The following is a 20,393-nucleotide window of genomic DNA, read 5'->3' as shown; positions in this document are numbered from 1 at the left end:
CGCCCGGAGGCCGGGATGCGGACGGGGGTCGCTCACGGACCCAGATCGAGGACGGCAAGTGTGGGATAGACGGCGAAGAGGACGGTGACGGGCAGCACGCAGACCACCACCGGCACGAGCATTCCGACCTCCTTCCGGCCGCTGAGCTCCATGAGGGTGCGACGGCCGTGCTCGCGGACATCGGCGGCCTGGGCGCGAAGCACCTCCGCGAGGGGAGTGCCCCGGCTGGCGGCCACAGCGATGCCGTCGACGAACCGGATGATGGAGGGGTTCTGGGTCCGCTGGCCCATCGCGTCGAGGGCCTCGACCAGCGGGGTGCCGGTGCGGACCTCGGCCAGCGCTCGGCGCAGCTCCTCGCTGAGCTCTCCGGTGGTCGAACGGCACACCCGCTCGAGCGCGTCGATCGTTCCCTCGCCAGCTGTGACGGACAGCGCCAGGAGCTCCGCGACCGTCGGGAACTCGGCCATGATCCGCCGTTCGCGCGCACGCACCTCGCGGGAGAGCCACCAGTCGTTGAGGATATGGCCCAGCACCCCGCCGAGGACGACGAGGGCAGTGAGTGCGAACGGGTCGAAGCCCCTGAGGAGCGCCGAGGCGACACTCAGCAGCGCACCCGCGCTCAGGCCCGCGAGCACGCACAGCACCTGACGGGTGCGGAAGTGCTCGACGGTCGTCGCGGGTCCGAGCAGGTCGAGCCGTCTCAGCAGGGCTGCGTCGGTGGTCATGCGCGCCGCGAGCCAGGCGCCCGTGCGGGCCAGGACGTCCGCGCTCATTCCGCGCAGACCTGTGCGCGGACCGGCGGGCGCGCTGTAGAGGCGCGCCACCCTGGGCTGGTCGCGCAGGTACGGGGCGACCCTGTCCTCCAGTGTGGGCCGGCGCATGATCGGCAGCGACGCGAAGGCGAAAGCCAGGGACAGGCCCAGTGCGAGCCCCGCGATGATCGCGAGGGCGGGATTGAACGGGCTCACGTGTGCCCACAGCCCGGTGGCGGCCGCCGAGGCCCCCGCGTCCGCCGCCGCAGCGTCCGGCAGCGTCGCGGCCCCTGCCGCGCTCATCGCAGCACCCTGGGCTCGGCCGGCAGCCTGCCGATCCGCTTCATCAGCCGGTAGGCGGCCAGTGAGACGACCATCCCCGTGAGCAGCAGCACGATCCCGCCCGGCGTGGAGTATGCTGCTGCGGCCTCGCCGCGCGTGGAGAGCAGGGCGAGCACCAGCCAGGGCGCACCGACCGCCAGCCTGGCGCCCGTCACGGTCCAGCTCTGCCGGGCCCTGAGCTCGGACCGGGTGCGGGCGTCCTCGCGGAGGAAGTGGGAGAGCGTGCGCAGGAGCGTGCCGAGCTCCGTGCCGCCCACATCGCGGGTGACCGCGAGCGCTGCCACGATCCTGTCCGCGACGGGATCCGCGCTCGCCCGTTTGAACGCCTCGAGGGCCATGCGGAACGAACCTGTGGCGCGGTACTCCTCCTCGAAGGCGCCGAAGAAGGGGCGCAGACCCTCCGGGCCCCGGTGCGCGAGGGCGGCCATCGCCTCGGGCAGCGACATGCCCGCGCGGACCCCCGAGCCCAGATGGTCGATGGCGTCCGGCCAGAGGACCCGGCGTTCGACCTCACGGCCGCGCGCCTGCCGCCGCACCACCAGGAGGGGTGCTGCGGCGGCGAAGACCGAGAAGCACGCCGAGACCGGCACGGAGGCCGTGAACGCGAAGCCCACCAGCCCCACGACCACCGCGGCCAGCAGGCTTGCCGCCGCCAGGCCGCCGGGGGAGACCCGTGGGAAGCCCGCCGCCACGAGATCGTCCTCGAGCTCCACGAGGAAGCGCGGCCTGCGCGCTCTCCGGTCGGGGGTCTCCCAGCAGGCCGACCACAGGCACAGCAGCCCTGCGGCAAGCCCTGTGCCGCACAGGACGGCGGCGAGCGTGCTCGTCACGCCGCCTCCAGGAGGGCTGTCACATCGCGGCCGATCGCAGCGATCCGCTCGCCCAGATGGCTGAAGCCGCTGCCGCGGAGGAGCCGGCCCTCGGAGTCCGCGCAGAAGACCGTCTCCATCTCCACGACCCCGGCCTCGATCCCGCCGGGCACGGCGGCGATCTCCTGGACGCGCCGCACGCCGCCGCGCAGCAGGCGCAGATGGACGACGAGGTCGATGCACGAGGCGACGGTGGGCGTGACGAACGATCCGGAGATGTTGGGGCCGGCGAGCAGCGGCAGCGTGCACATCTTGGTGAGGGCGCTGCGGGCGGAGTTCGCGTGCACGGAACCCATCGCGGGCAGCCCGGAGTTCATCGCGATGAGCATGTCCAGGCTCTCGGCCTCGCGTACCTCGCCCACCACCAGCCGGTCGGGGCGCATGCGCAGGGCCTCCTTGACGAGGATGCGCAGCGGCACCTCGCCCGTGCCCTCCAGGCTCGCCTGCCGACACTGCAGTGCGACCCAGTCGCGGGCGGGCACTGCGAGCTCGAACACCTCCTCGCAGGTCACGACCCGCTCGCGCGCGGGCACGGCCCCGCACAGGGCGTTGAGCATGGTGGTCTTCCCCGCCTGGGTCTGGCCGCTCACGAGGATATTGGCACCCGCGGCGACGGCGGCGTCGAGGAAGCCGGCCGCCTGCCTGGTGAGGGAGCCGGCTTCCACGAGGGAGTCGAGGCTGCGGGCGCGGGTGAGGAACTTGCGGATGTTGATCGCCGGATGGCGGCGTGTGATGTCCGGCAGCACGATGTGGAGCCGGGAGCCGTCCGGCAGCGCTGCATCGACGAAGGGGGAGGACAGGTCCACCCGGCGCCCGGTGGTCCGCAGGAGCCGTTCGATGAGTTCGGCGACCTCGGCCTCCGTGAGCACCGTGGGGGTGAGTTCCGAGACCCCGCGGCGGGAGACGAAGACGGCCTGCGGCCCATTCAGCCACACCTCTTCCACCGTGGGGTCGTCGAGGTAGCGCTGAATGGCGCCGAATCCGCTGATCCCGTCCAGCACCGCCTGCCGCACCGCCTCCGAATCGGTGAGCACGGGCAGGCTGCCGGAGAGCGTGCGCTCGTCGTAGGCGCGGATGACCTCGTCGACGATCTCCGCGGTGGGCCCCGGCTCCGTCCGGGGGTCGATGCCCCGCGCACGCACCAGCTCGCGCACCTCGCCGCCGATGATCTCCGCTGCGTCCACCCTCGACTCCTCCGTCCCGGACCGCGGCAGGCCTCCCTGGCATCATCGCCGGCGGCAGTGCTTCCAACGTAGAAGGGCACGAAACGCGCTGAAAGCGGATAAAAGCGGCTGTGGACAACCGGCTGGGCGTCCTCCCCGAGGCGCCCACCCCTTATGCCGCTGGACGTCTCGATACGTCGGGTCTTCTGGCGGCGCAAGGGGTGGGCAGTATCCTGGCCCCATGTCAGCGCAGACTCCCTCCGTCAGCATTCCCGCAGATGAGCCCGCTCGCCTCCGTGCGATCACGGCAGAGCTGGGCATTCCGGGATTCGTCGACGTGCACACCCACTTCATGCCGGTCAACGTCCTGGACAAGGTCTGGAGGTACTTCGACGCGGCCGCGGAGAACGGCAAGCGGCCCTGGCCCATCGCCTACCGCTTCGACGAGGGGGAACGGGTGCACCGGCTCCGCGAGCTCGGCGTCCTCCGATTCACCTCCATGCTCTACCCGCACCGGCCCGGCATGGCCGACTGGCTCAACGACTGGGCTGCTGACTTCGCCGCCCGCACGCCGGACTGTGCGCACACCGCCACCTTCTACCCCGAGCCCGAGGCCGGCGCCGGCACCCAGCGGGCGCTCGCCTCGGGCGCGGCGGTGTTCAAGGCGCACGTCCAGGTGGGCGGCTACGATCCCGCCGACCGCCTGCTCGATCCCGTCTGGGCCCAGATCCAGGAGGCGGGCGCGCCCGTCGTCATCCACTGCGGCAGCGGTCCCGTGGCGGGCAGTCACACCGGGATGGAGCCCGTCGCCGAGGTGCTGGCCCGGTTCCCGCGCCTGCGGCTCGTCATCGCCCACTCTGGCCTGCCCGAGTACGCGGAGTTCCTGCAGCTGGCCGAGGACTGCGAGCGCGTGTGCCTCGACACGTGCATGACCTTCACGGACTTCACCGAGGCGACCGCGCCCTTCCCGGAGGAGCTCCTGCCCCGGTTCGCGCAGCTGGCCCTCGACGGCCGCGTGGTCCTCGGCAGCGACTACCCCAACATCCCGTACCCCTATGTCCACCAGATCGAGGCGATCCGCGGCCTCGGGCTCGGGGCGGAGGTCGAGGCCGCGATCCTCCATGACAACGGGGCGGTGCTGCTGGGCGGCGGCTGTTAGCGTGCTCGTGCAGAGGCCCGGCACCGCACATTGCACAGGCCTGCGGGCGCGCACCGCTGCGCTCCCGCATCGCAGACCCGCACAGCACCGCGGGCGGAGGGTTCCGCGCCGCACACCTACGTGAAGGAGCGAACATGCACTACCACGAGCCCGGTGACTTCGACTTCGCCAAGATCCTCGCGCAGGCCGCACCGAGCCAGGCGAAGGCCTTCGGCGCGTTCGACGCGAAGGTCTTCGATCCGGCGGACGAGGTGCTCGACCTCCGCACCCGCGAGCTCATCGCGATCGCCGTCGCCGCGACCACCCAGTGCCCCTACTGCATGGACGTGCACGTGGGGAACGCGAAGAAGGCCGGGGCCTCGCGCGAGGAGGTCGCCCGTGCCGTCTTCGTGGCCTCCGGGCTGCGGGCCGGCGGCGCCTACACGCACGGCTTCCTCGCGTTCAAGGCGTTCGAGGAGGGCGCTGACCTCGAGCACTTCCACGAGCCCGGCGACAGGAAGCACCTGCGGAGCCTGCGGCAGGCGGCCGGGGGAGCGGTAGAGGCCTTCGGCGCCTTCGACGCCGCGGTCTTCGACCCCGAGGACGAGGTGCTGTCCGTGCTCACCCGTGAGCTCATCGCGATCGCGGTGGCGGCGACGACCCAGTGCCCCTACTGCCTCGCCGGACACGTGGGCAAGGCGAAGGCGGCGGGCGCCGGTGAGGAGCACATCGCCCGGGCGGTCATGGTCGCGGCCGCGCTGCGGGCCGGCGCGGCCTACACCCACGGCTTCCTCGCGATGAAGCTCTACGACGAGAAATGAGGCCCGGCGGGCGGCGGAACGGCCGACAATCGGCGCGGGGCGCGGCGGTGCGTCGGTCGGCTGCGCCCGGCCCGGTCGCGTATCCTTGAGTGCATTATGGCCATTGACTTCTCCGCAGAGATCGCATCCCTCCAGCAGACCTTCCGCTCCATCCGGGAGGTCTCGGACGTCGACGTCCTCCGCAGCGAGGTCGACGAGCTGACGGAGGCCGCCGCCGCTCCTGACCTCTGGGACGACCCCGAGGCCGCGCAGCAGGTGACCTCCAAGCTCAGCCACCGCCAGTCGATGCTGGAGAAGCTCGACCGGTTCGACCAGCGCATCGAGGACGTCGAGCTGCTCGTGTCGATGGGCGAGGACGAGGGCGACGCCGATGCCATCGCGGAGGCACAGGCTGAGATCGAGAAGCTCAAGGGCGAGCTGGGAGAGCTGGAGATCTCGACGCTGCTCTCCGGCGAGTACGACGAGCGCAGCGCCGTCATCACGGTGCGCGCGGGGGCCGGCGGGGACGACGCCTCGGACTTCGCGCTCATGCTCACCCGCATGTACGTGCGCTGGGCGGAGAACAACGAGTACTCGGTGCAGGAGCTGGACACCTCCTACGCGGAGGGCGCGGGCGTGAAGTCCGCGACGATCCAGGTCAACGCCCCCTACGCCTTCGGCACGCTCTCCGTGGAGGCCGGCACCCACCGCCTCGTGCGCATCAGCCCCTTCGACAACCAGGGGCGGCGGCAGACGAGCTTCGCCGCCGTCGAGGTGGTGCCGCTCATCGAGTCCACCGATCACATCGACATCGACGAGAACGACCTCAAGATCGACGTCTACCGCTCCTCGGGCCCCGGCGGCCAGTCCGTCAACACGACGGACTCCGCCGTCCGCATCACGCACATCCCCACGGGCACGGTCGTGAGCATGCAGAACGAGAAGTCGCAGATCCAGAACCGCGCCGCGGCCATGCGCGTGCTCCAGTCCCGCCTCCTCCAGCTCAAGCGCGAGGAGGAGGCCGCGCACAAGAAGGAGCTCGCCGGTGACATCAAGGCCAGCTGGGGGGATCAGATGCGCTCCTATGTCACGCACCCCTATCAGATGGTGAAGGACCTGCGGACCGGCTACGAGGTCAACAATCCGCAGTCCGTGTTCGACGGCAGCATCGACGGCTTCCTGGAGGCGGGCATCCGCTGGCGCAAGGAACAGGAGAAGGCCGCCGCCGAGGCCGAGGCCTGATCTGCTCCCGTGATCACGTTCGAGCAGGTCACCAAGTCGTACGACCAGCGCGGCACGCCTGCGCTGGACGGGTTCTCCTTCTCCGCCGAGGCCGGGGAGTTCGTCTTCCTCGTGGGCCCCTCGGGGTCGGGGAAGTCCACCGTGATCCGGCTGGTGCTGCGCGAGGAGGTGCCGACCCGCGGGCGCATCACGGTGGCGGGCACGCACACGGCGCGGATGCCCTCCTGGAAGGTGCCCTATCTGCGGCGCGGCATCGGCACGGTGTTCCAGGACTTCCGCCTGCTGCCCAACAAGAACGTCTTCGACAACGTCGCGTTCGCGCTCCACGTGATCGGCAAGTCCCGTGCGGCGATCTCCACCCTCGTCCCGGACGTCCTGGAGACGGTGGGTCTCGAGGGCAAGCAGCGGCGCTATCCGCACGAGCTCTCCGGCGGTGAGCAGCAGCGTGTGGCGATCGCGCGAGCGGTGGTGAACAAGCCCGGGATCCTGCTCGCGGACGAGCCCACCGGCAACCTCGACCCGGCCACGAGCCAGGACATCATGGACGTCATCACCCGGATCAACAGCTTCGGCACGACGGTGCTCATGGCGACGCACGACGCCTCGATCGTCAACCGCATGGGCAAGCGCGTCATCGAGCTCGCCGGGGGCGTGATGGTCCGCGACGAGGTGGGCGGCTACCTGCAGGAGGGGGCGAAGCGGTGAAGTTCTCCTTCCTCATGTCCGAGGTGTTCTCCGGGCTGCGGCGGAACATCTCGCTCATCGTCTCCGTCGTCCTCGTGACGTTCGTGTCGCTCATGTTCGTGGGCGCGGCCGCACTGCTGCAGATGCAGATCGGCGGGATGAAGGACTACTGGTACGACAAGGTCCAGGTGGCGGTCTTCCTGTGCCCGGCCGATTCCGAGGCGCCCACGTGCTCCGAGGGCGAGGCCAGTGATGAGCAGAAGGCCCAGATCGAGGCCGCGCTGAACTCCCCGGACCTCGCCGACTACGTCGAGGAGGTCCACTTCGAGGACCGGGCGACGGCCCACCGGCTGTTCCAGGAGCAGTTCGAGGGCACGAGCCTCGAGGGGACGGTGCCCGAGGACCAGATGCAGGAGTCCTACCGGGTGGGCCTCGTCGACGCGGAGCAGTACGGGATCATCAAGGAGTACTTCTCCGCCACGCCCGGGGTGGAGGAGGTCGTGGACCAGAACCGCCTCCTTGATCAGCTCTTCCGCGTCCTCAACATCGCCACGGCCGTGGCGGTGGGCATCGCCGTCATCATGCTCGTGTGCGCTGTCGTGCTCATCGCGACCACCATCCGGCTCTCGGCATTCACCCGTCGTCGGGAGACGGGGATCATGCGGCTTGTGGGCGCGTCCAACCTGTTCATCCAGCTGCCCTTCGTGCTCGAAGGCGTCCTCGCCGCCGCACTCGGCGGCCTGCTCTCCGGGATCGTGCTCGGTGCGGGCGTGCACTTCGGGGTGACGGGGTGGCTGCAGCCCCGCATGGCCGGGGTGAGCCTCGTGGGGCTGGGGGACGTGGCTCTCGTGACGCCCGGCCTCATCCTCGTCGGCATCGTGATGGCGGGTGTGTCCTCGGCCCTGACCCTGCGTCGCTACATGAAGGTGTGATCCGGCGTGAAGCAGCTCTTCTCCCGTCCCGCGCCCGGGGCCCGCGTGCGCCTGCGTGCGACCGTCGCGGCCGTGTGCGCGGCCGTCCTGCTCGCACCCGTCGCCGCACAGGCGAACCCGGCCGAGGAGAAGGCCGCGGTGGACGAGCGGGTCGAGGAGCTCCAGGCCGAGCACGAGGGGCTCAGCGAGGAGCTCGCGCGCGTGGTCGCGGAGCTCGAGGACGCCGAGGCGCAGCTGCCGGACGCGGAGGACGCCGCCGCGGCAGCGGCCGAGGAGCTCGAGGAGGCGCAGCGGAAGGACGATGAGCTGGCCGCCCGGCTGACCTCGGCGGAGAACGCCCAGGACGACATCCGCGAGGAGATCGACGCGAGCGAGGACAGGATCGAGGAGTCCGAGCGCGCCGTGGTCGAGGTGGGCCGCCGCGCGTATCAGAACTCCGGTGTGACCAGCGATGTCGCGATGCTGCTGGAGATGACGCAGAGCGAGAACGGGCTGGACGGACTCAGCCGGGTGGACTCCGCGGTGCGCGGTCAGCAGCGTACGCTCACACAGCTGAACGAGCAGCGCTCGGCCGGTCTCAACAACCAGGACCGGCTCGATGCCGCGGCCCAGGAGGTCTCCGATCTCCGGGACGAGGCCGCCGAGGTGCTGCTGGAGAAGAAGGCCGCGGAGAGTGCGGCGCGCGAGGCCAAGGAGGATCTCGACGCCCTCATCGCCCAGAAGGACGGGGCGGCGCAGACCATCGAGGACAACCAGGCCTCGGCGGCGGACGAGCTGCGCAGGCAGCAGGAGGAGCAGGACCGCCTCGCCGACGAGGTGCGCAGGTGGGAGGAGGAAGCCGAACGGGACGGCATCCCGCTCCCCGGCGACGGTGAGCTGCGCAATCCTGCACCCGGCTATCCGATCACCTCGCCCTTCGGCTGGCGGACCCACCCGATCTCCGGCACCCGGAAGCTGCACACCGGCACGGACTTCGGGATCCCGTGCGGCAACGAGGTCTACTCCGCCGGCGACGGCGTGGTCGTCTCCGCCGGTTCCGCGGGCGGCTACGGCAACCGCGTCGTGATCTCCCACGGGAAGATCAGGGGGCAGTCGATCTCGACGACGTACAACCACAACACCCGCAACGTCGTCCGCGCGGGCCAGACGGTCTCGCAGGGCGATGTGGTGGCGCTCGCGGGAACCACGGGCTCGTCCACGGGCTGCCATCTGCACTTCGAGGTGATGCAGAACGGCACCTATGTGGACCCGATGGACTGGATCTCCTGAAGGCCGCGCTAGACTGGAACGTCCGTCGCCACGGAGAGGAGGGGCTGTGCCCAAGGACACCGGCAGGAAGTCGATCGCGCGCAATCGCAAGGCTCTGCACGAATACCACATCGAGGACACCTTCGAAGCGGGTCTCGTCCTCACCGGGACCGAGGTGAAGTCCCTGCGCGAGGGACGCGCGAACCTCACCGACGGCTTCGCGCTCATCTTCCAGGGCGAGGCCTGGCTCGAGGGCGTCTTCATCCCCGAGTACCTGCAGGGGACGTGGACCAACCACGCCGCCCGCCGCAGGCGCAAGCTGCTGCTCCACAAGGACGAGATCCTCAAGATCTCGCACAAGCTCAAGGAGTCCGGCCGCACCCTCATCCCGCTGGAGCTCTACTTCGACGGCTCCCGCGTCAAGGTCGAGATCGCCCTGGCCCGCGGCAAGAAGGACTGGGACAAGCGCCAGGCCCTGCGGGAGAAGCAGGACAAGCGCGAGGCCGAGCGCGCCATCAAGTCCAAGCAGTACCTCTGAGGCGTCCCTCCCACCGTGCCACCGGCACCGCGTGATTCGCGCCGCTGTGGAATACGGCTGGCGGGCGGGGTGTTGTGGGGTGTACGATGAGTCCTCCGAACGGAGCGCGAGTTCCGCTCGGGGGTGCGGGCACCGGATCTCAGCAGAGTGCGGGGCCCTGGCAATCGAATAGGGGATGATCGGTTTCGACGCCGGCTGTTGAGCCGGGTGAAGCGGGCCGAGAATGCAGAGTCAACTCGTTAATGTCCTCTGCAAACCAATAGGTGCTGAATCCAAGACTCGCACCGATTTCGCCCTCGCTGCCTGACAGCGAGCTGAGCGGATCCGTCAGCCCGGGGTAGCTTCCGCTCCGGTTCCTGGCGTCAGCTAGGAAGCCACTGCTGCTGACACATGTCGAGGGTGTCAGCGGGACTCTCACTCGACTCCGTCCGTTGGATCACGTGTTCGTGCGGTGACCAGGACCTAAGAGACCAGTTCACGGACTGCGCCCGGAGAAGCCCCAGCGATGAGTCGGCGGACGCGGGTTCGATTCCCGCCATCTCCACGTCCCTGAATCAGCCCGGCAGCTCACACCCTGAGCTGCCGGGCTTTTTCGCGTTCGCCGATTGCCGTCGCGGAGGTGACCTTTCTGCCTCGGTGGGGTAGCCTGCGTCTCAACCAGGGCACCGCGATGACGCGTCCGTGCCGACCGACACACCATCCGGCGATGCAGCCGGCGGCCACCGGGAGTCACAGCGATGGTCCGAGAGCCCCGTTCTCATGACGAGGTCCTCAGCCGTGGGTATCAGTCCGAGGTCCGCCGGGCCAAGGAGGCGCTGGACGCCGAGCAGACGGTCACCGGTGTCCGTGATTCCGTGGCCCTGTCGTGGACGCGTTCCCGCACTGCGCTCTCCGCGGCGCGCGTGGACAGTGCGCCGGCAGCTCTCGACGACAGGCAGGTCCGCGAGCTCCTCACCGCCCCGCGCTTCGCACCCGTCGTCCCGCTCATCCGTGCCGCTCTCGTCGAACAGCTGCGGGACACCGGGCTCCTCGTGGCCCTCGCCGATCCGGCCGGTCGTCTCATCCTCGTCGAAGGGGATCCGGTGGCGCGCAGGCGCGCCGAGGGGATGGGCTTCGCGCCGGGCGGCGACTGGTCGGAGCAGGCGATGGGCACGACCGCCCCCGGCATCGTGGTCGCCACCGGGCGGCCCGCCCAGGTCGCGGGCGCGGAGCATCTCATGCCCGTCGTGGAGAAGTGGAGCTGCTCGGCCGTGCCGCTCGCGGACCCGCTCTCCGGCGAGCTGATAGGCGTCCTCGACATCACCGGCGGGCCCGAGGCGGTCTCCCCGCTCGCGCTGCCTCTGCTGACCTCTGCGGCCGCCAGCATTCGCGCGGCCCTGCGCCAGGCATCTCCGGTGCACGGCTCCGTCGCGGAGCAGAGTCGTCCGTCTGGAGTCCTCGTCCAGCCGCACGCGCCATCGGGCTCCCTCCGCGGAGCGGTGCCGTCAGCGGAGGCCTCGGCAGGAGGCGCCGAGGCGGGGGAGCCCTTCGCGGACGCCCTGCCGGACCCCGCGGCTCCGTCCGGCGGGTGGCGGGCAGGCGGGAGCGCACCCGCAGCGGCACCGGACGTCCCCGTGCCGTTGCGCGTGACCGGACCGGGTGCGCGGGCGTTCTCCGGACCCGGCGGCCGCAGCGTGCCGCTGGGGCTGCGGCACGCCGAGATCCTCACCCTGCTGTGCTGGCACGAAGGCGGCCTCGGCGCCCCGCAGCTGGGGGAGATGCTGTGCCCGGAGGGGCTCGAGCCCGCGTCCGTGCGGGTGGAGATGCACAGGCTCCGGCGAGCCGTCCAGCGGGCGGCCGATGACGACCGGGGTCTGGACCTCACCCTGGGGTCCCGGCCCTATCGGCTGGTGTGGGGAGCCTCGGGCTCGGGTGTGCTCACGGATGCGCGCGCGGCTCGCAGGGCGCTCAGCTCGGGCGATGTCGCGACCGCCGTGCGGATGTGCTCCGGGCTGCTGCTGCCGGAGTCCACCGCACCGGAGATCGAGCGCATCCGCAGCCTGCTCGCGGCGGAGCTGCGGGAGACGGTGGCCGACAGTGCCGATGCGGAGGTGCTGTGGGACTACCTCCGGCGCTCGGACGCCGAGTACGACCGCGAGCTCTGGATGCTCGCGATCCGCCTCCTGCCGGCAGGGGACCGGCGCCGCGCCTATGCCGTCGCGCAGATCGAGCGGATCGACGCCGAACTCGGGTGACGGCGCCGGGCCGAGACCGCCGCCCGCGCGCAACGCTCATGCAACCTCGGGGCCTCTACGCTGACGGTACGAGCTGATGGCGGGCATCCGCGCCGCCGTCGCTTCCTCGAACCGCAGCAGGCGGTGACAGGGTCCGGGGCGGAGCGGGTCGGGAAGCAGCCCGCTCCGCCCCGGACGACCCCATCCAGGCACGAAGAGGTGCAGAAGGAGGCATGCGAGCATGACCGCGTACGCACACCCCGGGTCCCCCGGAGCCGTCGTCGAGTACAAGCCGCGGTACGAGAACTGGATCGGCGGCGAATGGGTCCCTCCGGCCGAGGGGCAGTACTTCGAGAACGTCACCCCCGTCACCGGCAGGGTCTTCACGGAAGTGCCGCGCTCCACCGCGGCCGACATCGAGCTGGCCCTCGATGCCGCCCATCGGGCCGCCCCCACATGGAACAAGACCTCCGCGGCGGAGCGGGCGCTCGTCCTCAACCGGATCGCGGACATCATGGAGGCCAACCTCGAGAAGCTCGCGGTCGCGGAGACCTGGGACAACGGCAAGGCCGTCCGGGAGCCGCTGGCCGCGGACATCCCTCTGGCCATCGACCACTTCCGGTACTTCGCCGGCGCCATCCGGGCGCAGGAGGGCCGGCTGTCGCAGATCGACGAGGACACCGTCGCCTACCACTTCCACGAGCCGCTGGGCGTGGTCGGCCAGATCATCCCGTGGAACTTCCCCATCCTCATGGCGACGTGGAAGCTCGCGCCGGCGCTGGCGGCCGGCAACTGCGTCGTCCTCAAGCCGGCGGAGCAGACGCCCGCCTCGATCCTCGTCCTCATCGAGCTGCTCGCGGACGTCATTCCGCCGGGAGTCGTGAACGTCGTCAACGGCTTCGGCGCCGAGGCGGGCAAGCCGCTGGCCTCGAACAAGCGCATCGCGAAGATCGCGTTCACGGGTGAGACGACCACCGGCCGCCTCATCATGCAGTACGCCTCGCAGAACATCATCCCCGTCACCCTGGAGCTGGGCGGCAAGAGCCCCAACATCTTCTTCGAGGACGTGGCCGCGGAGAAGGACGCCTTCTACGACAAGGCGCTCGAGGGCTATGCGATGTTCAGCCTCAACCAGGGCGAGGTGTGCACGTGCCCCTCCCGCGCGCTCATCCAGCAGAGCATCTACGACTCCTTCCTGGGCGATGCGCTCGAGCGCGTGAACGCGACGGTGCAGGGCGATCCGCTCGACCCGGCCACTCAGATCGGTGCGCAGGCCTCGAACGACCAGTACGAGAAGATCCTCTCCTACCTCGACATCGGCAGGCAGGAGGGCGCCAAGGTGCTCGCCGGCGGTGAGCCGAACGATCTGGGCGGAGAGCTCTCCGGCGGGTTCTACATCAAGCCCACGGTGTTCGAGGGCCGCAATTCGATGCGCCTCTTCCAGGAGGAGATCTTCGGTCCGGTCGTGGCGACGACATCCTTCACGGACTACGACGACGCGATGCGGATCGCCAACGACACCCTCTACGGCCTCGGCTCCGGCGTCTGGACCCGCAGCGGGACCACCGCCTACCGGGCCGGCCGGCAGATCCAGGCCGGGCGCGTGTGGGTGAACAACTACCACTCCTATCCGGCACACGCCGCATTCGGCGGCTACAAGTCCTCGGGCATCGGGCGTGAGAACCACCTCATGATGCTCGACCACTACCAGCAGACCAAGAACCTGCTGGTGAGCTACTCGGACAGCGCCCTCGGCTTCTTCTGAGCGAGGGCCGGCCCGGGGCAGCCGGCGGACACCCGCACGCCGCACCCGGGTAGAAGGATGCGAACAGGCCGGTGCCCCCGCCTGGCATTGGGAAGGCACCGGCCCAGACAACCACATGAGCGAAGGGGTCGAAGATGACCACAATGAAAGCCGCAGTCGTCAACGAGTTCGGCCATGAGGTCGAGATCACACAGTATCAGAAGCCCGAGCCCGGTAGGGGGCAGGCGCTCGTCAGACTCATATCCACAGGCGTGTGCCACACCGACCTCCACGCCCTCGAAGGGGATTGGCCGGTGAGGCCGAGCCCGCCCTTCGTTCCCGGCCACGAGGGCGTGGGCATCGTCGAGGCCGTGGGCGAGGGGGTGACGAACGTCGAGGTCGGCGACATGGTCGGCAACGCCTGGCTGTGGAGCTCCTGTGGTGAGTGCGAGCACTGCCGCGACGGCTGGGAGACGCTGTGCGAGCAGCAGCAGAACGGGGGCTATTCCGTCGACGGCTCCTTCGGGGAGTACATGCTCGTCGACGCTCGCCACGCCGCACTCGTCCCCGAGGGGGCGGATCCGTACGAGATCGCCCCGGTCCTCTGCGCCGGGGTCACGGTGTACAAGGGCCTCAAGCAGACCGAGGTGCGGCCGGGTCAGTGGGTCGTGATCTCCGGCATCGGCGGGCTCGGCCACATCGCGGTCCAGTACGCGGTCGCGATGGGAATGCGCGTGGCCGCCGTGGACATCGCCGACGACAAGCTCGCGCTCGCGAAGAGGCACGGTGCCGAGGTGCTGGTCAACGGGATGAGCGGCGACCCCGCCGCGGAGATCCAGGAGGCCACCGGCGGCGCGCACGGCGTGCTCGTCACCGCCGTGCACCCTGCTGCCTTCGGGCAGGCGATCGGCATGACCAGGCGCGGCGGCACCATCGTCTTCAACGGCCTGCCGCCCGGCGAGTTCCCCGCACCCATCTTCGACATCGTGCTCAAGGGGCTCACGATCCGCGGTTCGATCGTGGGCACCCGGCAGGACATGGTCGAGGCGCTGGACTTCTATGCGCGCGGACTCATCCACCCGACCTATCACAAGCGCCCGCTCGAGGACATGAACGCGGTCCTCGACGAGATGCGGCACGGCAAGATCGACGGCAGGGTCGTCATCGAATACTGACCCGCCGCGCATCCGCACGCCGCATCCCGCTGAGGGGCGCTGGCGGCACGATCCGCTGTCCAGCGCCCACGTGCGGGAGCCGTCCAGACCGCGGGCGGACTCCGGCGAACCCGTCTGCAGTCGGGGTTCGTCCGCCCCAACCCCAGGGTCCGGTGGGAGGCGAAGGCCTCCTGCCGGGCCCAGTGCTGCGTCCGCCGGGGGGCGGCTCAGCGCTGTGCGGAGGCCCTGAGCGTCTCGACCACCCTGAGCAGCCCGGCCACATCGCTGAGCGCCGCCTCGGGCCCCGCCGTCTCAGCGCCCGATGCCGCGGCCTCGGCAGTCCCGACCTTGGCAGTCCCTGCAGCCCCGGTGCCGGCGGAGGCTCCAGGGCCCGCGGCGGGTTCGGTGCCGGTCGAGGAGCGCTCGGGGGGATGTGCGGCCCCGCCTCCCGGGGCCCCGGGGCCGGTGAGCGAGGCGTTGTAGTAGAGGCCGTCGCCCATGAGGAGGATCGCGCTGGAGACGACGGAGTCCCCGACCTCCTCGTCGATGGCCCGCAGCCAGCCCGTCCGGATCTCCTGCAGTGCCGCGCGGGCCCGCTCGTCAGAGCCCTGGGCGAGGCACACCGTGGCCAGCAGGGTGCGGTCGAAGGGGGAGTCCTCCGCCACCGAGGTGGAGATGTAGTAGGCGGCCCGTCCGCCCGGGGCCTGCCGCATCGCGGCGAGGTCCTCGGCCGCGTGGGCGCGCAGGCGCTCCAGGAGGCCGTCGATGAGCGCGCTCTTCGAGCCGAAGTGATAGAGGAGGCCGCCCTTCGAGACCTGAGCCCGGGCGGCCACGGCCTCGATGGTCGCGGCGCGCTCGCCGTCGCCGATGAGGATCGCCTCGAACGCGTCGAGGACTGCTTCACGTGCTGACATGACCTCAACCCTAGCGAATCCGCCCTGATTTGCTAAACCGTCCAGACGGTATAGTAGGATTCCGGACATCAGCCCCGGACCGGGGACAGCCTCACTCGGGAAAGACGACGATGACCCGCCAGACCTCCTCCGCTCCTGGGCGGAACGGCGCTCAGCAGACGATCTCTGCGCAGCCTCTGCCTCACCTCGCCAGCCCGGCGCGCCGCTGGGCTGCGCTCGCGGTGCTCATGCTTCCGGTGCTGCTCGTAGCAGTCGACAACACCGTGCTCGCCTTCGCGCTGCCGGAGATCTCCGCGACGCTGACTCCCACCGGCACACAGCTCCTGTGGGTCGTGGACGTGTACTCGCTCGTGCTCGCGGGTCTGCTCGTGCCCATGGGCAGTCTGGGCGACCGGATCGGACGGCGCCGGCTGCTGCTCATCGGGTCCCTGGGCTTCGCCGTGGTCTCCGCGATCGCCGCATTCGTCACGAGCCCGGAGGCCCTCATCGCCGCTCGCGCCGCGCTCGGCTTCTTCGGTGCGATGCTCATGCCGGCCACGCTCTCGCTCATCCGCAACATCTTCTCCGATCCGGTGGAGCGCCGGACCGCGATCGCGATCTGGGCCGCGGGCTTCTCCGGCGGCGCGGCGCTCGGCCCGATCGTGGGCGGCTTCCTGCTGGAGCACTTCTGGTGGGGCTCGGTCTTCCTCATGGCCGTGCCGGTGCTCGTGCCGCTGCTCGTGCTCGGTCCGTGGCTCATCCCCGAGTCCCGGGATCCGCATCCGGGTCCGGTCGACCCGGTGAGCATCCTCCTCGCCATGCTCACGATGACGCCGCTGGTCTGGGCGATCAAGGAGATCGCGCACTACGGGTTCACCTATGCGGCGCTCGCCGCCCTCGCCGTGGGCGTGTTCTCCGGCAGCCTCTTCGTCCGCAGGCAGCTGCGCCGGCCCACTCCCATGCTCGATGTCCGCCTGTTCGCGGTGCCGCAATTCAGCGGTGCGGTCACGGCGAACCTCCTCAGCGTGTTCTCGCTCGTGGGCTTCCTGTACTTCATCTCGCAGCACCTGCAGCTGGTCAGCGGGCACAGCCCGATGGAGGCGGGCCTCTTCCTCCTCCCCGGCCTCGTGGTGACGGTGGCGGCGGGTCTGCTCGTGGTCCGCGTCGTCCGGGTGTTCCGGCCCTCGCACGTGGTCGCCGCGGGTCTGCTGCTCAATGCGGTCGGCTACGTCATCGTGCTCATCAGCGGTCAGGCGGGCTCGGACCTCGGCCTGCTCCTCGCCTTCGCGGTGATCGGTGCCGGCGTGGGCGCGGCGGAGACCATCTCCAACGACGTCATCCTGGCCGCGGTCCCGCCGCAGAAGGCGGGTGCGGCCTCGGCCATCTCCGAGACGGCCTATGAGACGGGCGCGGTCCTGGGCACCGCGGTCCTCGGCAGCGTGCTCAATGCCGCCTACCGCAGCCATCTCGAAGCGCCCGCAGAGCTGAGTGCGGCCGATGCGGCCGCGGCGGGCGAGACTCTCGGCGGCGCCGCGGAGGTCGCCTCCCGGCTGCCGGCCGAGGTGGCCGGCAGCCTCATGGAGTCCGCGGCGCACGCCTTCGACTCCGGGGTGGTGATCACCTCCTCGATCGCGGCCGGGCTCATGCTCGTCGCAGCGGTGATCGCGCTCGTGACCCTGCGCAGGGCGGTCGCGGACACCGGCGCGGCCGCACCGGGCGCGGATCCTGCACCGGCACCGCCGGCGGGGAGCTGACGCTTCGCACCTCCCCCTGTGCGATCGGGGAGGCGGGGGAGAGGCGTCCTCAGGCGGCCCCGCGGACATGGATGACGGTGGGTCGGCCCGCGCGGAGCGCGGTGCGCAGCGCCTCGGGCAGGTCGGCCTCGACCTCCTCCTCCGCCATGGTGACCCCGAAGGCGCCCATCGACTCGCCGAGGGCCGCGAAATCGGGACATGCCAGCCGGACGGCGAACGGCTCCATGCCGCGCTCGCGCATCTGGTGCTCGATCTCCTGGTAGCCGCCGTTGTCCACGATGACGAAGGGCAGGGGCAGGCCCCGCTCCGCGGCGGTCATGATCTCCTGGACGGAGAACATCGCGGCGCCGTCCCCGACGAGGCAGACGACGGGCCGGTCCGGCGCCGCCAGCTTCGCGCCGATCGCGGCGGGGATGCCGTAGCCCAGCGTCGCGAACCCCGGCATGTAGAGGAGCTGATCGGGGGTGCGGGCGCGAAGTGCGTGGACGGTGCCGTCGTAGGTCACCCGGGAGGAGTCCCCGGCGATCACGACTTCCTCACCGGCGGCCGCCTGCACGAGCGCGGTGATGCGCGCGCCGAGGCTCCCGCGGTCGAACTCGGTCTCTGCCTCGCGGAGGATCGTCCGGACGCGTGCGGCACCGGCCGTGCCCGGTGCGTCCTGCGGCGCCCGCGCTCCCGCGGCCACCGCGGGAGTGTGCCCGTCCGCCGCCGCTTCGGGAATCCGCCCACTCGCAACGGCCGCGGGAGTGCGCCCGACCGAGACCGCCTCGGCGAGCGCCTCGGCCCAGTCCGCGGCGTCCCCGGGCAGGACGATGTCCGCGCGCAGATTCTTGTGCAGCTGTCCGGGATCGACATCGCAGCGGATCACGGTCTGCTGGTCGGCCACTCCACCGTGCTGGGGAACCGGAGCCTCCCGCCGGCCGATCGTCCCGCCCCAGAGATCCGAATCGCCCAGCTCCGAGCCCAGGACGAGGAGCACATCCGCTTCGCGTGAGGCCTCCTGCACGGCGCGGAACCGGACTGACGCTCCCAGCGCGAGCGGATGGCCCTCGTCGAGGACGCCCTTGCCGTTGGCGGTCGTGACGAGGGGCGCATCGAGCGCCTCCGCCAGTCTGCGGAGGGGGTCTGCGGCATGCCTGGTGCCGCCCCCGGCCACGATGAGCGGACTCCGGGCGCCGGCCAGTGCATGCGCGGCCTCACCGAGCACGGTCCCGTCCACGGGCCGGTGACCCGTGGCCAGAGGGCCGGCGACGGGACCGCGCCAGGGCCCTTCGAGCACGTCGAGCGGGATCTCGACGTGCACGGGACCGGGCCGGTGGGTGCGCCAGAGCGCGAAGGCCTCGGCGACCGCCTGCCCCGCCTCCTCTGCGGTGCGGACGCGTCGGGAGGAGACGAGCAGGCGGTCGAGCGCTCCGGAAGCGTCCTTGGTCTCGTGGAGCGTCCCCAGACCGGCGCCCTCCTCTCCCGTAGGGACGCCGGGGGAGAGGAGGAGAAGGGGACGGGACTCGGCGTATGCGGTCGCCGCGGCGGTGAGCGCGTTCGTGAGACCCGGGCCCGAGGTCGTGATCACCACTCCCGGCCGGCCGGAGAGGAGGAAGTGACCGTCGGCCGCATAGCCTGCCCCCTGCTCGTGGCGCGGCGTGATCGCGCGGATGCCGTGGGCCGGCAGGTGCCGGTACAGCTCGAGGTTGTGGGTGCCGGGGATGCCGAACACCGTGTCGACGCCGTGGGCGGCGAGGGCCGCGACCACCGCCAGCCCGCCGTTGCGCGGAGTCTCCGCGCTCATGCCCTGTCACCGTCCGTGTGCGTGCCCTCGCCCTGAGCGCAGGCCGTCCGCTCCGGGTCCCGTGCACCGTCCGTGTGCGCGGCTGCCCAGAGCGAGAGGATCTCGTAGCCGAGCGCGGCTGCGGCCAGCCCGGTGATCTCGGCATGGTCATAGGCGGGGGCGACCTCCACGATCTCCGCGCCCACGATGTCGAGCCCGCGCAGGCCGCGCACCGCCCCCAGCAGCTCGCGGCTCGTGAGGCCGCCGGCCTCGGGCGTGCCGGTGCCCGGCGCCGCGGCGGGGTCGAGCGCATCGATGTCGATCGAGAGGTAGACGGGACCGTCGCCGAGGCGCGCCCGGATCCGCTCCACGATCCGGGGCAGGGACTGGACCTGGAAGTCGTCGGCGCGGATGATCTGGAAGCCCAGCACCTCGTCCGCCTCGAGATCCTCCCTGCCGTAGAGGGGGCCGCGGATGCCCGCGTGCAGGCAGCGCGCGGGATCGAGCAGGTCCTCCTCCGCGGCGCGCCGGAAGGGCGTGCCGTGGGTGTACGGCGCGCCCATGTAGGTGTCCCAGGTGTCGAGGTGGGCATCGAAGTGGAGGACTGCGACCGGCCCGTGGGTCCGTGCGACGGAGCGGAGGTTCGGCAGCGCCAGGGTGTGGTCACCGCCGAGGGTGAGCAGCTTCGCGCCATCTGCGCGCAGGGCGTTCGCGCTCTCCTCGACCGCCGCGATCGCGGCCTCGATGTCGAAGGGATTCACCCCGAGGTTCCCGCAGTCGGCGATCTGCTGGACGGCGTAGGGGCTGACCTCCATCGCCGGGTTGTAGGGACGCAGCAGCTTGGAGGCGGTGCGGATGTGGTCGGGGCCGAACCGTGCGCCCGGCCGGTAGCTCACGCCCGAGTCGAAGGGCACCCCCACGATCTTCACGTCCGGTGCGGAGCCCGGGTGCGCGGCGCCGACCTCGTCGAGCCGCGGGAGGAGTCCGAAGGTGGGCGGCCCGGCGAAGCGCGGGGTGAGGCTGTAGTCCGCCGGACCCAGCGGCTGCGGCCGGCGATCGTCACTGGGCTGTTCGGCAGACATGGTCCGTCTCCTCGTCTCGGCACGGCATCGGGCTGAGGTTCCATGGTGGCACAGCGGCGATGACGGGTGCCGAAAGCCGC

17 protein-coding genes and 1 other RNA gene are annotated in these 20,393 nt (G+C 71.0%); 12 read left to right on the top strand and 6 right to left on the bottom strand.

The genetic code is table 11. The features are described 5' to 3' along the window. Positions 1 to 32: 32 nt before the first annotated feature. Genes K318_RS0100355 through K318_RS0100345 form a run of 3 tightly spaced genes read right to left on the bottom strand, consistent with a single transcriptional unit; the run spans position 33 to position 3,147 of the window. A complete protein-coding gene (locus K318_RS0100355; RefSeq protein WP_084499435.1) occupies positions 33 to 1,055 on the bottom strand; it encodes a type II secretion system F family protein in 1,023 nt (340 codons plus the stop codon). Further along, positions 1,052 to 1,924, bottom strand: a complete 873-nt coding sequence (locus tag K318_RS0100350) for a type II secretion system F family protein (protein WP_029087995.1) — start codon at positions 1,922 to 1,924, stop codon at positions 1,052 to 1,054. The genes K318_RS0100355 and K318_RS0100350 overlap by 4 nt, the downstream gene beginning before the upstream one ends. Then, complete coding sequence (locus K318_RS0100345) at positions 1,921 to 3,147, bottom strand: TadA family conjugal transfer-associated ATPase (protein WP_029087994.1); 1,227 nt, start codon at positions 3,145 to 3,147, stop codon at positions 1,921 to 1,923. The genes K318_RS0100350 and K318_RS0100345 overlap by 4 nt, the downstream gene beginning before the upstream one ends. A 220-nt stretch (positions 3,148 to 3,367) precedes the next feature. Here K318_RS0100345 and K318_RS0100340 point away from each other — a divergent pair, with 220 nt between their 5' ends. From K318_RS0100340 to adhP, 11 genes are all read left to right on the top strand, one after another. After that, on the top strand, positions 3,368 to 4,285 hold the full coding sequence (locus tag K318_RS0100340) for an amidohydrolase family protein (RefSeq protein WP_029087993.1): 918 nt from the start codon (positions 3,368 to 3,370) through the stop codon (positions 4,283 to 4,285). Between the two features lie 134 nt (positions 4,286 to 4,419). Then, a complete protein-coding gene (locus K318_RS25335) occupies positions 4,420 to 5,085 on the top strand; it encodes a carboxymuconolactone decarboxylase family protein (RefSeq protein WP_051297279.1) in 666 nt (221 codons plus the stop codon). A gap of 96 nt (positions 5,086 to 5,181) precedes the next feature. Continuing rightward, entirely contained in the window at positions 5,182 to 6,306 is a 1,125-nt protein-coding gene (prfB, locus tag K318_RS0100330) for a peptide chain release factor 2 (protein ID WP_029087992.1), read from the top strand. Between the two features lie 9 nt (positions 6,307 to 6,315). After that, complete coding sequence (gene ftsE, locus K318_RS0100325; protein ID WP_029087991.1) at positions 6,316 to 7,011, top strand: cell division ATP-binding protein FtsE; 696 nt, start codon at positions 6,316 to 6,318, stop codon at positions 7,009 to 7,011. Beyond that, positions 7,008 to 7,922 (top strand): permease-like cell division protein FtsX, encoded by a 915-nt coding sequence (gene ftsX, locus K318_RS0100320; RefSeq protein ID WP_029087990.1) that lies wholly within the window; start codon positions 7,008 to 7,010, stop codon positions 7,920 to 7,922. Before ftsE ends, ftsX begins: the two co-directional genes overlap by 4 nt. Positions 7,923 to 7,928: 6 nt before the next feature. Then, complete coding sequence (locus K318_RS0100315) at positions 7,929 to 9,191, top strand: peptidoglycan DD-metalloendopeptidase family protein (protein ID WP_029087989.1); 1,263 nt, start codon at positions 7,929 to 7,931, stop codon at positions 9,189 to 9,191. Between the two features lie 46 nt (positions 9,192 to 9,237). Next, on the top strand, positions 9,238 to 9,708 hold the full coding sequence (smpB, locus tag K318_RS0100310) for an SsrA-binding protein SmpB (RefSeq protein ID WP_029087988.1): 471 nt from the start codon (positions 9,238 to 9,240) through the stop codon (positions 9,706 to 9,708). Between the two features lie 171 nt (positions 9,709 to 9,879). Continuing rightward, positions 9,880 to 10,255: a transfer-messenger RNA gene (gene ssrA, locus K318_RS24085) on the top strand. Between the two features lie 190 nt (positions 10,256 to 10,445). Continuing rightward, a complete protein-coding gene (locus K318_RS18270) occupies positions 10,446 to 11,942 on the top strand; it encodes a GAF domain-containing protein (RefSeq protein WP_051297278.1) in 1,497 nt (498 codons plus the stop codon). A gap of 220 nt (positions 11,943 to 12,162) precedes the next feature. Beyond that, positions 12,163 to 13,686 carry an acetaldehyde dehydrogenase ExaC gene (gene exaC / locus K318_RS0100300; protein WP_029087987.1) on the top strand — a complete coding sequence of 508 codons (1,524 nt, stop codon included), beginning with the start codon at positions 12,163 to 12,165 and terminating at the stop codon, positions 13,684 to 13,686. Between the two features lie 134 nt (positions 13,687 to 13,820). Further along, the gene (adhP, locus tag K318_RS0100295) at positions 13,821 to 14,840 is read left to right on the top strand and encodes an alcohol dehydrogenase AdhP (protein WP_029087986.1); all 1,020 of its coding nucleotides are present in this window, start codon (positions 13,821 to 13,823) and stop codon (positions 14,838 to 14,840) included. A 206-nt stretch (positions 14,841 to 15,046) separates the two neighbouring features. Here adhP and K318_RS24080 read toward each other — a convergent pair whose 3' ends face one another. Then, on the bottom strand, positions 15,047 to 15,733 hold the full coding sequence (locus K318_RS24080) for a TetR/AcrR family transcriptional regulator (protein ID WP_211233247.1): 687 nt from the start codon (positions 15,731 to 15,733) through the stop codon (positions 15,047 to 15,049). A gap of 110 nt (positions 15,734 to 15,843) precedes the next feature. Here K318_RS24080 and K318_RS18260 point away from each other — a divergent pair, with 110 nt between their 5' ends. Then, complete coding sequence (locus K318_RS18260; RefSeq protein ID WP_084499433.1) at positions 15,844 to 17,466, top strand: MFS transporter; 1,623 nt, start codon at positions 15,844 to 15,846, stop codon at positions 17,464 to 17,466. Positions 17,467 to 17,515: 49 nt separating this feature from the next. Here the strand turns inward: K318_RS18260 and K318_RS0100280 are convergent, their stop codons facing one another. Next, positions 17,516 to 19,252, bottom strand: a complete 1,737-nt coding sequence (locus tag K318_RS0100280) for a thiamine pyrophosphate-binding protein (protein ID WP_029087985.1) — start codon at positions 19,250 to 19,252, stop codon at positions 17,516 to 17,518. Beyond that, complete coding sequence (speB, locus tag K318_RS18255; protein WP_084499432.1) at positions 19,249 to 20,313, bottom strand: agmatinase; 1,065 nt, start codon at positions 20,311 to 20,313, stop codon at positions 19,249 to 19,251. Before speB ends, K318_RS0100280 begins: the two co-directional genes overlap by 4 nt. Between the last annotated feature and the right edge of the window lie 80 nt (positions 20,314 to 20,393).

This window comes from Brevibacterium album DSM 18261 (assembly GCF_000426445.1).
GTDB classification, from domain to species: Bacteria; Actinomycetota; Actinomycetes; order Actinomycetales; family Brevibacteriaceae; genus Brevibacterium; species Brevibacterium album.
The sequence above is the reverse complement of the archived record's forward strand: the minus strand, read 5'-3'. Positions and strand labels throughout refer to the sequence as shown.

Bases quoted from the DNA above. Each gene is read 5' to 3' on its own strand.
- K318_RS0100355 (WP_084499435.1), bottom strand. From the start codon at position 1,055: ATGAGCGCGGCAGGGGCCGCGACGCTGCCGGACGCTGCGGCGGCGGAC.
- K318_RS0100340 (WP_029087993.1), top strand. From the start codon at position 3,368: ATGTCAGCGCAGACTCCCTCCGTCAGCATTCCCGCAGATGAGCCCGCT.
- K318_RS25335 (WP_051297279.1), top strand. From the start codon at position 4,420: ATGCACTACCACGAGCCCGGTGACTTCGACTTCGCCAAGATCCTCGCG.
- prfB (WP_029087992.1), top strand. From the start codon at position 5,182: ATGGCCATTGACTTCTCCGCAGAGATCGCATCCCTCCAGCAGACCTTC.
- K318_RS18270 (WP_051297278.1), top strand. From the start codon at position 10,446: ATGGTCCGAGAGCCCCGTTCTCATGACGAGGTCCTCAGCCGTGGGTAT.
- exaC (WP_029087987.1), top strand. From the start codon at position 12,163: ATGACCGCGTACGCACACCCCGGGTCCCCCGGAGCCGTCGTCGAGTAC.
- adhP (WP_029087986.1), top strand. From the start codon at position 13,821: ATGACCACAATGAAAGCCGCAGTCGTCAACGAGTTCGGCCATGAGGTC.
- K318_RS24080 (WP_211233247.1), bottom strand. From the start codon at position 15,733: ATGTCAGCACGTGAAGCAGTCCTCGACGCGTTCGAGGCGATCCTCATC.
- K318_RS18260 (WP_084499433.1), top strand. From the start codon at position 15,844: ATGACCCGCCAGACCTCCTCCGCTCCTGGGCGGAACGGCGCTCAGCAG.
- K318_RS0100280 (WP_029087985.1), bottom strand. From the start codon at position 19,252: ATGAGCGCGGAGACTCCGCGCAACGGCGGGCTGGCGGTGGTCGCGGCC.
- speB (WP_084499432.1), bottom strand. From the start codon at position 20,313: ATGTCTGCCGAACAGCCCAGTGACGATCGCCGGCCGCAGCCGCTGGGT.